Source organism: Vogesella aquatica (assembly GCF_028548455.1).
Taxonomy (GTDB): Bacteria; Pseudomonadota; Gammaproteobacteria; order Burkholderiales; family Chromobacteriaceae; genus Vogesella; species Vogesella aquatica.
Window position 1 is genome coordinate 34938 of the sequence record NZ_JAQQLF010000001.1, and the last position, 15629, is coordinate 50566.

Consider the following 15629-nt stretch of genomic DNA (forward strand, 5'->3'; position numbering starts at 1 on the left):
AATCAGGCCAGCTTGGCCAGTACGTGGGCCAGGATGGCGTCCGGCGCTACCGCGGTGGATTCGCTATCGCGGCGATGCTGGTATTCCACCTTGCCTTCTTTCAGGCCACGGTCGCCAATGGTCACGCGGTGCGGCGCACCGATCAGCTCCCAGTCGGCAAACATCGCGCCCGGGCGCTCGCCACGGTCGTCGATGATCACGTCCACGCCCTGCGCCTGCAGGCCGGCATACAGTGCGTCGGCGGCGGCTTTCACGCCTTCGGAACGGTCGTAGCCTACCGGGCAGATCACCACGGCAAACGGCGCAATGGCGTCTGGCCAGATCATGCCCTTGTCGTCAAAGTTCTGCTCGATGGCGGCGCCCAGAATGCGGCTGACGCCGATACCGTAGCAGCCCATTTCAAAGTGTTTCGGCTTGCCGTCTTCGTCCAGGAAGGTAGCGTTCATGGCCTGGGAGTACTTGGTGCCCAGGTAGAACACGTGGCCCACCTCGATACCGCGCTGAATCGCCAGCGCGCCCTTGCCGCACGGCGACGGGTCGCCCACCACCACATTGCGGATGTCGGCCACCACCGGCTCGGCGCAATCGCGCACAAAGTTGGCACCGGTGTAGTGGTAGTGGTCTTCGTTGGCGCCGATCACAAAGTCGGCCATCAGTGCCACGGTGCGGTCGGCCACCACGCGGCCTTTGAAGCCTACCGGGCCCAGCGAGCCAGGGTTGGCACCAAACGCGTCCTTGATCAGCGCCGGGCTGGCCATGGTCAGCGGCTTCTTGATGCCGGCTACTTTTTCGGCCTTCACTTCGTTCAGCTCGTGGTCGCCACGTACCAGCATCAGTACCGCGTCGCCCTCTTCGCCTTCCACCACCACCGCCTTCACGGTGCGGGTGATGTCCACGTTCAGGAAGCCCACCAGGTCGGCAATGGTTTTCACGCCAGGCGTGTGCACCTTGGCCAGCTCGGCAGCAGCCGCAGCGCGCTCGCCGGCCGGAGCCAGCGCTTCGGCCAGCTCGATGTTGGCCGCGTAGTCGCTGTCCGGGCAGTACACGATGGCGTCTTCGCCGGTTTCGGCAATCACCTGGAACTCGTGCGAACGGTCGCCACCGATGGCGCCGGTATCGGCCGCCACGGCGCGGTAGGTCAGGCCCAGGCGGTCGAAGATGCGGCAGTAGGCGGCGAACATATTGTCGTAGCTCTTGCCGGCGTCTTCGGCGGTACGGTCAAACGAGTACGCGTCTTTCATGGTGAATTCGCGGCCACGCATCACGCCAAAGCGCGGGCGGCGCTCGTCGCGGAACTTGGTCTGGATCTGGTAGAAGTTTTTCGGCAGCGCGCGGTAGCTGCGCAGCTCGGCGCGGGCGATGTCAGTAATCACTTCTTCGGACGTCGGCTGAATCACGAAGTCGCGGTCGTGGCGGTCTTTAAAGCGCAGCAGCTCGGCGCCCATGCCGTCGAAGCGGCCGGTTTCCTGCCACAGGCCGGCCGGCTGCACGATAGGCATCACCAGCTCGATGGCACCCGCGCGGTTCATCTCTTCGCGCACGATGTTCTCTACCTTTTTCAGGCTGCGCAGGCCCATCGGCATCCAGTTGTACACACCGGCGGCAACCTTGCGGATGAAACCGGCGCGCAGCATCAGCTTCTGGCTAACGATATCCGCGTCGGCGGGGGCTTCTTTCTGGGTAGAGATGAAAAACTGCGAGGCACGCATGAGCGGGTTCCTTGGAAATTCTGCGAAATGGTGTTGATTGTAGCGGGTAGCAGCGGGCGGGGGAAAGGTTGGCCGCAACGGGGCGGCCAGCGACCGCCCCTTGGTGCAGTTTAGACGGTGGCTTTTTGCAAAAGGACCGTATGAAATTTTACTAGGATGCCGTGCTGGAGGGCGGTGTAATTAAGGCCTTGAAGCGCTCGGATTCATTTAGCCACGTGCTTTCTATCATGGTTTTTTTACTGTCCATCGAGCCGGTAAACAAAAAGTTCAAGCGGCCCTGCCCTTCCTCAGACAAGCGATCTGGCAAAGCAGCCTCCCAGGCTGCTCTCTTTACACTATCCCCCTCTCCCATCGCATCAAGAACGCGGGCAGCCACAACTGGGTCAGGAATGGCTAGCAACTCTTCTAGACTCATGTCCAGGCACTTCTCTACAGCCAACGCCCTGAAGGCTGACCAATCTCCCTGTTGGCTGAAACCTACCGACAAGGCAATTGTCGGGGCACGCTCGCAGACAAGCCAATCCGTCACCATTTCTTTGGCTACGTCGCTTAGATCAATAATTTGGTAAGGTTTGGCCTCTTCAGCAAAGACACAGTCGAGAAACTCTCGCAGATACCCCATCAGCGAGATTTCTTCCCATGTCCGGCCTTCCAGATATTCGGCAACCAAGCTGGCATGTCGTACATGCAGGAAACTGAAGCCCAGTCGATGCCGCAAATAACCAATGGACTCATAAAAAAAGATTGGCTTCATCCCCTGGCCGGGCAATGCTGCGGCCAACGTTGATACTGAACCCGCCTGCAAGAACCGCTCAATTTCCTCGTTCGAAGATTGATTCTCTGCCGGTTGCGACTGTCGATACGCTCGCACCATGTTCAGCAGGACCTCAATCTCATCGTCCCAAGAGCGATAACCAAAATGACTTTGGACTCGGCTAACCAAACGCGAAAGGCGCTGAGGAGTCACCGCCCGCTCTTTCAGCTCCTTGTTCCAGCCAACCGGCCAACCGGTGAAATGCTGTATCGCGTCCTTTATTGCGGGTTTGGTCTCTTCCAGCTTCGGAATGTAGGTTTGTAGCCAGGTGGCGAGAAGCTCCTCCGCGCTCTTGTTATCTCTAGGCATCAAGATCAGTTCGCGCACTGACAGAATGGCAGTCAGTAGTTGCTCCCACAAACGGCGGTCTTTCAGCCGTAATGCCTCCAGAAAGAGGAAATCGAACGGATCAATCCGTATCTCTTCGGGTATCAGTTGATAGGCATGCACACTAGCCAATAAACGCTTGGCGTCACGCGGCAAAGTAAGGAAAGCTTGGCTGATCACATCAAATGAGAACCTGGCTTCCTCATCGCTCGGAGTGCCGTGCCGAAGCAGCCCAGTCTTGATCAGCGTATCGAAATTGTAGTCCTGCCACTTTTTACGGGTCGGCTTCGGCAGCCGATACTGCAGCTGCACGATTTTCTCCAGATACGCCTCGCCTTTGCCCTTATGCACCTCATCCAGCGCCGACGCCACGATGGCGCGGTCGTAGGCGATGACGTAGACGATATTGGGCAAGTCCAGCACCCCCTTCACCGCACGAAACACCTCCCGGATTTCTTCGTGCGACAAGCGGTCGAGGTCGTCAATGATGACAATCTGCTTTTGGCCTTTCATCTTTTCAGACTTTAGCGCTGCGGCCGCCTTCTGCTTCAGGCCGGCCAAGGATTCCGACCGAACACGATGTCTAGCAAGCCACTTCGTACAGATGTAGAGAACCAAGGACAAACCAGCAGCTACCAGCGCACCAATCCACGGGACGTCCTTACCATTAGCCAACATTGCAACAGCATTGGCGCCAAACAACACGGTCAGAACCAGCGGATTTGATGCCAGCTTTTCCAGCCAAGGCGTTATGTGGTTTAGCGCTGCAAATAAAGCTTCGAGGGCTTTTATCGCCTCTTTATCATTTTGGTCGCGACCATTAATGATGGTCTCCAACAGATTGCTTGCTGTCTTTTCCGGATTTTCAAACCACCACGGATTGAACTCGACCACAGCAGGCGGAATTTCTCCGTGGACTTGTTTGGCCTGCTCAAAACGTTGTTTCAGACAGTTGATGAAGCTGGACTTGCCTTCACCCCACTCGCCCTCGATCCCCACCACAAAGCTGGCGTCCGGAAACTGCTGCTTCAGCAGCATGGCGGCCAACCTGTCGGCGTGCGGCTGGAAGCCCAGCAGGCCTCTTCGGCTTTGGCTGGCGTATCGGCGAGTAGCAGGGGCAAGGCGGCTTGGGTATCGGTCATGGCGTTTTACCTGTCGGGCAGGCGCACAGTATGCCATGCAGCTGCCGCAGGGTTGGCCGCGCCCTGCGGCCAACTACCCCCACCCGCCCTGCGGCCAACTCTCGCCAGGCACCCACCACCAGACCACTAGCACACCAGCAAACATACCAATCCAGGCCACCCATCAGGCACAGCTTGGCCGCAGTGCGCCATGGTGCTGATTACGTGTTAGCCATTATAGATATCGGCATGACATACCACGAATGAAAGAAATCATGGCTTAAAAGTGCTTTGAAATGGCCATGTGCAAAATAATAACCTGCGTTATCAAACTGGCTGTTTTTAGCAGTCTGGTATCGATACCACTACTGATTTGTTGCATTTTTGGTGTAGTCGCACTGCAACATTCGATAAAGGTTTCACATTGGTATTGCTCTGGTATTTCGCTGGTATTAGATTGGCTTCGCCGCCGCACCAAGGCCTTATAACAACCGCCAAGTGCTGCAGCCAACGAGAGACAGGTAGCCGTGTGCTGCCAAAGGGACGCCAGCAGTCACACGCGCAGGGCGGCCGCAACCACAACACAACCCGAACGAGAGTCCGAGCATGAAACTGAAATCTATTGCCAGCGCTACGCTGCTGGCCGTTGGCCTGACTGCCTCTTTTAGCGCCTTTGCCGCCGACAAGCCGGTGATCGAAGTGTGGACCATGAGCCTGTCGCCAAAATTCGACGGCTACTTCAAAGACCTGGTGGGCAAGTACAACGCGCAGAACCCTGGCGTGGAAGTGAAGTGGACGGACTACCCGTGGGACGTGATCCAGGCCAAATTCACCGCCGCGGTAGGCGCTGGCAAGCCGCCGGGACTGGTGAACCTGAACGTGCCTTGGGCGTATGACTACAAGCAGGACGGCCTGATCCAGCCGGTAGACGGCATCATCAACAAGGCGCAGTTCGTGAAAGGCGCGCTGGCTGATGTGACCTTCGAAGGCAAGACCTACGCCTTCCCGCACTACAACGGCGCCAACGTGATTGCCTACAACAAGGACATCTTCGCCCGCGCCGGCCTGAAAGCCGCGCCGAAGACTTTTGACGAGCAGCTGTCGTTCTCCAAGGCCATCAAGGCCAAGACCGGCGTTGCCGGCTTTGCCCCCACCCTGGGCCCCACCAAGATCGAAGGCTTCCTGATCCAGAACGGCCTGGACGTGGTGAAAGGCGGCAAGGCGGTGTTCAACAGCCCGGCGCACGTGGCGATGATGAAAAAGCTGGCCGACGCCTACAAGGCCGGCGCACTGCTGAAAGACAACCTGTTCGCCCAGGACAACTTCCAGGTGCAGATGCAGGCTTACAACGCCGGCAAGATGGCCATGCTGGTTTCCACCCCTACCTCGCTGACCCGCATCCGTGACGAAGCGCCGGTGCTGTACAAGTCCACCGCCGTGGCCGCTGCCCCGGTAGGCCCGACCGGCATTGCCTCCGGCGGCTGGATGTTCAACTTTGCCGTGGCGAAGAACGTAGACAAGGCGCTGCTGCCGGAAGTGGGCAAGTTCGCCAACTACCTGACCAACGACGCCAACCAGCTGGCGTTCTCCAAACTGGCCGGCACCCTGCCGACCAGCGGCAAGGCTGCCAAAGACCCGCACTTCCAGACTGTGGCGGCCCCTGGTGGCGCAGTGGAGCAGGCGGTAGCGGTGGCAGCGTCCAGCCTGGATAGCACCCGCACCATCTTCCTGTCCGGCGTGAAGGACCCGGAAGTGCTGTCCAACAAGCTGGCCGCGGCAGTAGAGCAAGCCGTGACCGGCCGCAAGGACCCGAAAGCCGCGCTGGACGAAGCCGCTGCTTTCTGGAACAGCAAGCTGTAATGCCCGTATGACCGTCGGGCTGCTACCCCGGTAGCAGCACCACGCCCCCGCCCTGCCTGTGCCCCTGGTGCAGGCAGGGGTGGCCAGGCTTTGCCTGCGGCCAACGGGTATTGGATCAAGTTTGCAAAGTGCGGTGAGTATGAGTGCTTCCAAGAAAAACACACTGCAGGCCTGGCTGTTTCTCGCCCCGGCGCTGCTGCTGTTACTGGCGTTTTCTTTCTGGCCGGTAGGGTTCGGTTCCTACCTGGCGTTTACGCAATACAACCTGATCGACGCCCCGGTGTGGGTCGGTCTGGATAACTTTCGCGAGCTGTTCGCCGACGAGCTGTTCATCGCGTCGCTGAAGAACTCGGCGCTGTACCTGCTGGTGGTGCCTGCCATCCAGGTGCTGGCCATCCTGCTGGCGGTGCTGGTGAACAACCAGCTGCCAGGCATCAAGTTTTACCGCGCGGCCTACTACCTGCCGGTAGTCACCACGGTGTCGGTGATCGGCGTGATCTGGAACTTCATGTACACCGACGACGGCGCGCTGAACGCGGTGCTGCGCTGGCTGCACGTGATCAACGAGCCTATCGGCTGGCTCAGCGACGACCGCATCGCGCTGTTTGCCGTGATGTTCGTCACCATCTGGCGCGGCCTGGGCTGGTACATGGTGCTGTACCTGGCCGGCCTGCAAAGCGTGCCGCAAGACGTGTACGAAGCAGCGGTGCTGGACGGTGCCAACGCCTGGCAGCGCTTCTGGAAGATCACCGTGCCGCTGCTGATGCCCACCATCCTGCTTTGCTCGGTGATGTCCATGTTGGCCGCAGTGAAGTGCTTTGAAGAAGTACAGATCATGACCAAGGGCGGCCCGATGCAGTCTACCTACACCGCGCTGTTCTACGCCTACGAGTTCGGTATCAAGTCGCTGAACTTCGGCCGTGCGCTGGCTGCCAGCCTGGTGATGTCCGTGTTCTGCGTGGCACTGGCCTGGCTGAACTTCCGCTACCTGCAACCGCGCAAGAAATGAGGCCAGCCATGGAAAAGACCCTGACCCTGCCGCGGGCTGCCACGGCAAAGAAAATCAATATGAACAAGCTGGCCAACCGCACGCTGCACTACCTGGTGCTGACCCTGCTGGCGGTGATTACCGTGTACCCGTTCTGGTGGACGCTGGTAACGGCGCTGTCTACCAGCGGCGACGTGTTTACCTACCCGCCGCGCATGTGGCCGGAAAACCCGGGCCTGGACAACTTCATCGAAGTGTTCAAAACCATTGATGTGATCGCGTTCTACAAGAACTCCATCATCATCTCGGTGCTGACCGTGGCCGGCACGCTGATTGTGTGCAGCATGGCGGCCTACCCGCTGGCACGCATGCAGTTCCCGGGCCGCAATATCGTGTTTGGCGCCATCCTGGCCACCATGATCCTGCCGTCGGAGGTGAACTTCCTGGTGAACTTCATCACCGTGTCCAAGCTGGGCATGGGCGACACCTATACCGGCGTAGTGCTGCCGGGCCTGGCGGGCGCGGTGGGCATCTTCCTGATGAAGCAGGCCTTCGAGGCGGTACCGAACGACCTGGTAGACGCCGCCCGCGTGGACGGTGCCACCGAATGGCAGATCTTCTGGCACATCATGCTGCCGCTGGCGCGCCCGGCGCTGGCCGCGTTGACCATCCTGACCCTGGTGGCGGCGTGGAACCAGTACATCTGGCCGTCCATCGTGATGGCCAGCCCGGACAAATTCCCGCTGTCGGTGGGCGTGCTGTACCTGTCCGGCGCCTTCAGTTTCAAGATTCGCGTGGTGGCCGCCGGTGCGGTGCTCACCGTGCTGCCCATCCTGATGGTGTTCCTGTTTACCCAGCGCTACTTCCTGCGCGGCTTTGACGGAGCTGTGAAATGAGCCAAGACCTGAGCCGCCTGGCCGGCCGTGCCCTGATGGTAGATGTGGCCGGCACTACCCTGAGCGAAACAGAAAAGACCTTCCTGCGTGACAACCATATCCGCGCCATCTGCCTGTTCCGCCGCAATGTGCAGGACGCAGCCCAGACCCGTGCGCTGGTCGCCCAGCTGCGCGAAGCCTGCGGCGACGACGTGCTGATCGGCATCGACCAGGAAGGCGGCGCCGTGATGCGCACGCTGTTCCTGCCGCAAGCGCCGTCGGCCATGGCGCTGGGCGCGGTGGGCGACGAGCAGCTGGCGCACGACGTAGGCGCCGCGCTGGCCCGCGGCCTGGCCTCGCTGGGCATCAACCTGAACTACGGCCCGGTGCTGGACCTGAACAACAACCCGCAAAACCCGGTAATCGGCGAGCGCAGCTTTGGCGAGCACCCGGAAAGCGCCGTAAGGTTGGCCGCAGCCTGGATGCAGGGCCACCAGCAGGAAAACATTGCCTGCTGTGTGAAGCACTTCCCCGGCCATGGCGACACCCATACCGACTCGCACCTGGACCTGCCGGTGGTAGACAAGAGCCGCGCCGCGCTGGACGACTACGAACTGGCGCCGTTCCGTGCCCTGCTGCCGCACAGCGCCTCGCTGATGAGCGCGCACATCCTGTTCCCGCAGCTGGACGAAGCCTGGCCGGCCACGCTGTCGCCAGCCATTCTGGGCACGCTGCTGCGCCAGCAATGGGGCTACCAGGGCGTGGCCATTACCGACGGCATGAACATGAAAGCCATCCGCGAACGCTGGGGCCAGGCCGCAGGTACGGCACAAGCGCTGCGCGCTGGCGCCGACCTGTCGCTGGTGCTGCAGTTTGTCGATGAAATGGTCGCCAGCCGCCAGGCGCTGGAAGACGCCGTTCGTGACGGCCGCCTGGAAAGCGCGCGACTGGCCGAGGCCGAGCAGCGCGTCAACGCTCTGGTGGCCCGTCACCCCAGCCGCACCCGCGACTACAGCCCGGCACAGGAAGCCGCCGACGTGGCGCTGTTTGCCAGCGCCTGGCGCCGCGCCCTCACCGCCCACGGCCAGCCGGTGCGGCCAACGTCGCGCCAGCTGCGCCTGGTCTTGCAGCAGCAGGCGCCGTCCGACGGCGTATCCGAAGCCGGCCTGTCGGCCGACACGCTGATTGGCGTGCTGCGCCAGCACTTCGAGCTGGACGTGGTGACCTTTGCCAGCCGCCAGGCACTGGACTGGGCCACGCTGCCGCAGGATGGCCGCTACACCGTGCTGGCCTCCACCACCCGCGAACGCTACGGCGCGCGCGAGGCCGCCAGCTGGCAGCCCGACCTGCACCTGGCGCTGTGGAACCCCTACGCCGCCGCCGACCTGAACGCCCCCGCCCTGCTGACCTACGGCTTTGCCGACGCTGCCCTGCACGCGGTAGCCGACTGGCTGCTGGGCACGCTGGACGCCACCGGCCGCATGCCGGCCCGCCTGGCCTGAGCCGCACCAAGGAAAAGAACATGGCTGAACTGAAACTGAAGCAAATCAAGAAAACCTACGACGAAGGCCCTACCGTAATCCACGGCGTAGACCTGGACATCCGCGACGGCGAATTCATGGTGTTTGTCGGCCCGTCCGGCTGTGGCAAGTCCACCATGATGCGCATGATCGCCGGGCTGGAAGACATCAGCGCAGGTGAAGTGTGGATCGGCGACACGCTGGCCAACGACGTGCCGCCCGCCAAACGCGGCGTGGCCATGGTGTTCCAGAGCTACGCGCTGTACCCGCACATGACCGTGCGCGAGAACATGGCTTTCGGCCTGAAACTGGCCGGCAAAAGCAAAAAGGACATCGACGATGCGGTCAACCGCGCGTCCGACATCCTGCAGATCGGCCACCTGCTGGAGCGCAAACCCAAAGCGCTGTCCGGCGGCCAGCGCCAGCGCGTGGCCATCGGCCGCGCCATCGTGCGCAAGCCGGACGTATTCCTGTTTGACGAGCCGCTATCCAACCTGGACGCCGCACTGCGCGTGCAGATGCGCATCGAGCTGACCCGCCTGCACCAGGACCTGGGCAGCACCATGATCTACGTGACGCACGACCAGGTAGAAGCCATGACCATGGGCGACCGCATCGCCGTGTTCAACGCCGGCCGCATCGAACAGGTCGGCACCCCGCTGGCGCTGTACCAGCACCCGGCCAACCTGTTCGTGGCCGGCTTCCTGGGCAGCCCGAAAATGAACTTCCTGCCGGTAAGTGCCAGTATCTTCGGCCAAAACACCAGCCTGCAGCTACCCGGTGGCGAGCTGCTTTCCCTGCCTGGCGCCCGCGCCGAGGGCGAGCTGACGCTGGGTATCCGCGCCGAGCACCTGCGCTTTGCCGACCACGGCGTACCGGTAACGGTAGAGCTGGTCGAACACCTGGGCGATGTGCAGATCGTCTACGCCCGCGCCGCCGGCCAAAGCGAACCCCTGGCCATCAAGCTGGCCAGCGACAACCCGGCCCCGGCCAGCGGCAGCCGCGCCTGGCTGGCCATCGATACCGCCCAGTGCCATCTGTTTGGCCCGGACGGCCAGGCCATACGCTACAGCCAACACTAGTTTTTAACGGGCGAAAAACCACGCTCAACAGAGAAATGCCGTGTCACGCCCCATTTAAATGACATAGGCATGGGCGAAAACGTCAACACGACCAACGGAGAACACCCAATGCAACGCAAAACCCTGGCACTGATCATCGCCTCGCTCGCCTCTACCCCGGCTTTTGCCGATGGCTGGACCGATGTATTCAAACTGAGCGGCTCGGCAGAAGCCAACTACATCGTGACCGATAACGGCACCACCACCAGCAGCGAGCTGGACCGTGCCCTGCTGCTGAACATCGATGCCAGCAAAGACATCGCCGGCGGTAACAAGCTGGGCGCACGCATCTCGCAAAAGATCGCCACAGGCGAAACCGTGGAAAACAAGGTAGGTATCGGCAGCCGCGAAGCCTATGTCACCCTGTCTGGCGACTTTGGTACCGTGAAGGCCGGCCGTGCCTTCATCAACAGCTACCTGACCCTGGACTGGCCATTTGGCCAAGTGGGCTTCTGGCCGGTGGCCGAAGGCGGTGCCGGCAAAGTCACCAGCAAGGTGTACCTGCCGAACACCCTGAGCTACCAGTCGCCGGCACTGGGCAACTTCAGCTTCAGCGCACAGCACGGCTGGGGTAACGAGAAGCACAACAAGGACAGCGTGTACGACCTGGCCGGTACCCTGACCCTGGGCAAAGCCACGCTGTACGCTGGCGTGCTGGGCGGCAAACCCGCCACCAAAACCAAGGAAACCAAGGCTAACCTGACCACCGGCGTGGTAAGCGAAACCACCACCGTGACTAACGACACCGAAAACAGCCAGCAATACCTGGCCGCCTCGGTAGGCGTGAGCGACGACCTGACCCTGCGCGCCATGGTGCAATCCTACAAACAGGAAAAAGCCGGCAAGCAAACCAACAAGGGTAGCGAGACCTCGCTGGGCCTGACTTACACCATGGGCAAAGCCGGCTACATCAAGGCTGCCTACATGAACCAGAACAACACCGGTGTGGCTGACGACTACAGCCGCTTTGCCGTGCAATACGGCCGTGATATCGGCGGCGGTGCCGAGTGGTACGCCCGTCTGACCAAGGTAGCCCCGAAAGCCAGCGGCGCAAAAGACACCAACCAGTTCCTGACTGGCGTGTGGATCGGTTTCTAAACCAAACCGAAGGGTAGTACCCGGGCGCAAGCCCGGTTTTTCAGGGCAGGTGAGGTAGAATCCTACCTTGCCAACCTCTGGAGAGGTCATGCAGAGCTTGGCCGTTGCCTGTAGCGCCTGTTCAAGGTCGCGCAAGCTAGAGCGAGACAAGGCGGAAATGGCGAAGGAAGCGCAGTTTACATAAGGTAAATGGGCATTCCGCAGGCATTTCCAACGCAGTATCGCCGAAGCGTAGCCGACCTTGCGCAGACACACCGGCAACGGCACTTTTTTGCTTCGTCTCCCAGACACCAACCGCAGGCACGCCAGGCCTCCTAGCCAAGACTGACTTCACCATGCTTTATGGATTTGACATCGGCGGTACCAAGATAGAGTTCGGCGCATTCGACGCCTCGCTACGGCGCGTACGCCAGCACCGCTTTGCCACCCCCAAAGATTACGCCAGCCTGCTGGACGAGCTGTGCCATACCGTACAGCAAGCCGATAGCGAGCTGGGCTGCCAGGGCAGCGTTGGCCTGGGTATTCCCGGCATTATCGACAGTATCAGCGGCAGCCTGCTGGCGGCCAACGTGCCGGCAGCCAATGGCCGCCGCCTGCAGGAAGACCTGCAAGAGCGCCTGGGCCGCCCGGTGTTCATCGATAACGACGCCAACTGCTTTGCGCTATCCGAGGCGATGGATGCGGCCAACCAGGGCGTGGCTTCGGTACTGGGCGTCATTCTGGGTACCGGCGTGGGCGCCGGCATGATTTTCCGCGGCCAGATCCACAACGGGCTGAACCACGTGGCTGGCGAGCTGGGCCATATGCGCCTGCCTATCGACGCCATGCAGGCTTTTGGTGGCGACTTGCCAGTATTTGCCTGCGGCTGCGGCCAACGTGGCTGCATCGACAACTACCTGTCCGGCCGCGGCTTCGAGCAGCTGTTTTTCCACCGTTTCAGCGAAAGGCTGGCCGCACAGGACATCATCCAGCGCTACCGCGAAGGCCACCCGTCTACCGTCGTATTTGTCGAGCAATTCTTCGAGCTGACCGCCTGCTGCTTTGCCGGCTATCTGGCCATACTGGACCCGGCGCTGATCGTACTGGGCGGCGGCTTATCCAATTTTGACGAGCTGTACCGCGAGCTGCCCAAACGCCTGCCGCGCTATATGCTGAAATTCGCCCGTGTACCACGCATAGAAAAAGCCCGCCATGGCGATGCCGGTGGTGTACGCGGTGCGGCCTTCCTGACACTGGGCACCCAGGCCGCTACGGCGTAGCAGGCCGGCAGCTGGCCAGCGCCTGCTGTAGCCTGGCGGCAAAAGCAGGCGGCTGTTGTGCCAGAAAACGGTGCGACAGGTACAGGCCCAGCGGCTTGTCCTGCGCCAGCACCGAACGCACCCGGTTTGCCGCACCACGCTGCGCCACCAGTTTATCCATGGCCAGGTCGGCCGCCAGCACGGCGTCAGCACGCCCGGCCAGCAATACATCCAGCATCTGGTCGTGCTCCGGCGGCGACACAGTTACCTGATAGTGCTGTGCCTGCAGCCAGGCCAGCATATTGGAGCCGGCATACGCGCCCACACGGGCGTACTCGCGAAAGCCGGGCGCCAGCGGGTCCATACGGCTGTCGCGGCGTAAGTACCAGCGCCATTGCTGCGGTGCTACCGGGCCAAACCACTGCGACAGGGCATCGCGTTGCGGATTGCGCGACGCAGGAAAGTAGCCGTCGGCCTCGCCACTGTCCACGCGGCGTTGCGCGCGCGCCCACGCCACAAACTGCACCTGGGCAGGTAGCGCCAAGCTATCCAGTGCACAGCGCACCACCGTTACCGCCAAACCGCCTTGTGCCCCGCTAGCGAGTTGCACCGCGTAGGGGTCTTGCGCCTGGGTAAGCAGGTGCAGCGGCTGGGCGGCCTGCGCAAGATTGATACCGCAGCCCACCGCCAGCCACCGCAGCCATCTTTTCATCCACCGCCCTTTCATGACGATCCATCACCGCACTCGCAAGTGCACAGGGTTTGTGCCAATCTGGCCAATACATGGCAGCGCTATGCCGATTTACTGGGACAAGCTAAAAAAACACCGGTGCGTATGCAAGCTAATTTATCGAAATTACAGATTTACTGTGACAAATGTCATACCCGCACTGCAGCTAACTGCGGAAATGCCACACGGGTGAGTAATTGTGGCAAAGCATCTACACGGTACGCATAAAGCAGCACAAGCCGGGTTGGCCGCATGGTCATTTGCCGGCCAGCAGAGTAATCTGCGCGCTCACCTGTGCCTTACTTTTGCAATGCAGCAAAATCGCAATGCAAAACCCTCAAACAACAATACAAAGCATCATGCAAGCGCATAATAAACAAGCAATGGCGGGCATTACCCTGGCCGCCCTGGGCGTGGTCTATGGCGACATCGGCACCAGCCCGCTCTACACCCTGAAAGAGTGTTTCAGCCCGCACCTGGGGCTGCTGCCAAACGAAGCCAACGTACTGGGCATCCTGTCCCTGATCGTGTGGGGGCTGATTCTGGTGGTCTCGCTCAAATACCTGTCTTTTGTGCTGCGGGCGGATAACCGTGGCGAAGGCGGCATCCTTACCCTGATGGCGCTGGCACGGCGTGCCGTAGGCAGCAAAGGCTGGCTGCTGGCTGCCCTGGGCCTGATGGGCGGCGGCTTTTTCTATGGCGAAGTGGTGATTACCCCGGCGGTATCGGTGCTGTCGGCACTGGAAGGCCTGGAGGTGATTACCCCCAGCTTCAAGCCCTACGTGCTGCCCATTGCCATTGCGGTGCTGGTGGGGCTGTTTGTCATCCAGAAGCACGGCACCGCCAGTGTGGGCAAGCTGTTCGGCCCGGTGATGATGCTATGGTTCGGTGCCCTGGCCGCGCTGGGCGTGCACGGCATCATGGGTAACCCGGCGGTGCTGTCCGCGCTGAACCCGGCCTGGGGCATGACCTTCATGCTGGAACACCAGGCGGTAGGCTTTCTGGCGCTGGGCTCGGTGGTGCTGGCGCTGACCGGTGCCGAGGCGCTGTACGCCGACATGGGTCATTTCGGCCCCAAACCCATCCGCCTGGCGTGGTTCTTTTATGTGCTGCCCGCGCTGATGCTGAACTACTTTGGCCAGGGTGCCGAAATCCTGGCCGACCCGGCCGCGCGCGCCAACCCTTTCTTCCACCTGGCACCACAATGGGCATTGATGCCCATGGTGATCCTGTCTACCGCGGCCACGGTCATTGCGTCGCAAGCGGTGATTTCCGGCGTATTCTCGCTGACCCGCCAGGCGGTACAGCTGGGCTATTTGCCGCGCATGGAAATCACCCATACCTCGGACAAGGAAATCGGCCAGATTTACATCCCGCTGGTGAACTGGGGCCTGCTGTTTGCCGTGATTGCCGTGGTGATCATGTTCCAGACCTCCAGCGCGCTGGCCGGTGCCTACGGTATTGCCGTGACCGGCACCATGGTGATTACCTCCATCCTGGCCTGCACCGTGGCGCTGAAACAGTGGAAATGGCCGGTATGGGTGGTGGCACCGCTGCTGGTAGCCCTGCTGTGCGTGGATATCCCGCTGTTTGCCGCCAACGTGGTGAAGATCTTTGCCGGTGGCTGGCTGCCGCTGCTGATCGGTGTCATCGCCTTTATCATGATGAGCACCTGGCGCCAGGGCCGCAAGCTGCTGATGAGCCGCCTGAACGAGATGGCCATCCCGCTGGATGGTTTTATCGAGAACATGGAATCGTACTCGCCTGACCGTGTGCAGGGCACCGCCGTGTTCCTGACCAACTCCACCCACGGCGTACCGCACGCGCTGCTGCACAACCTGAAACACAACAAGGTGCTGCACGAGCGCATCGTACTGATGACGATACGCAGCGAGGAAGTACCCTATATCGAAACAGAAAAGCGTATCGAGATCGAGCGCCTGTCCAACAGCTTCTGGCGCGTGATGGCTTACTACGGCTTCAAGGAAACGCCTAGCGTGCAAGAGGTGCTGGACCTGTGCGAAACGCAGGGCATGCAGTTCGAGCTGATGGACACCTCGTTCTTCCTGTCGCGCGAAACGCTGATCCAGACCGACCGTGACGGCCTGGCACCGTGGCGTGAAAAGCTGTTCGTATGGATGAGCCGCAACGCGCTGCGCGCCACCGACTTCTTCCAGATCCCGTCCAACCGCGTGGTAGAGATGGGTGCCCAGGTCGAGCTGTAAGGC

11 protein-coding genes are annotated in these 15629 nt (G+C 61.2%); 8 read left to right on the forward strand and 3 right to left on the reverse strand.

All coding sequences use genetic code 11. From position 1 onward, the window contains the following. Positions 1 to 2 precede the first annotated feature (2 nt). Together PQU95_RS00190 and PQU95_RS00195 are read right to left on the reverse strand one after the other, a co-directional pair. Positions 3 to 1709, reverse strand: coding sequence for a proline--tRNA ligase (locus tag PQU95_RS00190; protein ID WP_272750129.1), 1707 nt, complete (start codon positions 1707 to 1709; stop codon positions 3 to 5). 151 nt (positions 1710 to 1860) lie between these two features. Continuing rightward, positions 1861 to 3888: a KAP family P-loop NTPase fold protein gene (locus PQU95_RS00195; protein ID WP_272750130.1), complete on the reverse strand. Its 2028-nt coding sequence runs from the start codon at positions 3886 to 3888 to the stop codon at positions 1861 to 1863. Positions 3889 to 4577: 689 nt separating this feature from the next. Between PQU95_RS00195 and PQU95_RS00200 the strand changes: the two genes are divergently transcribed. The 7 genes from PQU95_RS00200 to nagK all read left to right on the forward strand — a co-directional run bounded on the left by PQU95_RS00200 (position 4578) and on the right by nagK (position 12692). Further along, on the forward strand, positions 4578 to 5831 hold the full coding sequence (locus PQU95_RS00200; RefSeq protein WP_272750131.1) for an ABC transporter substrate-binding protein: 1254 nt from the start codon (positions 4578 to 4580) through the stop codon (positions 5829 to 5831). A 139-nt stretch (positions 5832 to 5970) separates the two neighbouring features. Continuing rightward, entirely contained in the window at positions 5971 to 6840 is an 870-nt protein-coding gene (locus PQU95_RS00205; protein ID WP_272750132.1) for a carbohydrate ABC transporter permease, read from the forward strand. An 8-nt stretch (positions 6841 to 6848) separates the two neighbouring features. Next, positions 6849 to 7715: a carbohydrate ABC transporter permease gene (locus PQU95_RS00210; protein WP_272750133.1), complete on the forward strand. Its 867-nt coding sequence runs from the start codon at positions 6849 to 6851 to the stop codon at positions 7713 to 7715. Then, positions 7712 to 9196 carry a beta-N-acetylhexosaminidase gene (gene nagZ / locus PQU95_RS00215; protein ID WP_272750134.1) on the forward strand — a complete coding sequence of 495 codons (1485 nt, stop codon included), beginning with the start codon at positions 7712 to 7714 and terminating at the stop codon, positions 9194 to 9196. The genes PQU95_RS00210 and nagZ overlap by 4 nt, the downstream gene beginning before the upstream one ends. A 20-nt stretch (positions 9197 to 9216) precedes the next feature. After that, positions 9217 to 10296 (forward strand): ABC transporter ATP-binding protein, encoded by a 1080-nt coding sequence (locus tag PQU95_RS00220; protein ID WP_272750135.1) that lies wholly within the window; start codon positions 9217 to 9219, stop codon positions 10294 to 10296. 108 nt (positions 10297 to 10404) lie between these two features. Beyond that, the gene (locus tag PQU95_RS00225) at positions 10405 to 11433 is read left to right on the forward strand and encodes a porin (protein ID WP_272750136.1); all 1029 of its coding nucleotides are present in this window, start codon (positions 10405 to 10407) and stop codon (positions 11431 to 11433) included. Between the two features lie 335 nt (positions 11434 to 11768). Next, a complete protein-coding gene (nagK, locus tag PQU95_RS00230) occupies positions 11769 to 12692 on the forward strand; it encodes an N-acetylglucosamine kinase (RefSeq protein WP_272750137.1) in 924 nt (307 codons plus the stop codon). On the opposite strand, the gene PQU95_RS00235 is transcribed toward nagK, so the two are convergent. Beyond that, a complete protein-coding gene (locus tag PQU95_RS00235; RefSeq protein WP_272750139.1) occupies positions 12682 to 13383 on the reverse strand; it encodes a transporter substrate-binding domain-containing protein in 702 nt (233 codons plus the stop codon). The genes nagK and PQU95_RS00235 overlap by 11 nt on opposite strands. A 377-nt stretch (positions 13384 to 13760) precedes the next feature. Here PQU95_RS00235 and kup point away from each other — a divergent pair, with 377 nt between their 5' ends. Beyond that, a complete protein-coding gene (gene kup, locus PQU95_RS00240; RefSeq protein ID WP_272750141.1) occupies positions 13761 to 15626 on the forward strand; it encodes a low affinity potassium transporter Kup in 1866 nt (621 codons plus the stop codon). Positions 15627 to 15629 lie beyond the last annotated feature (3 nt).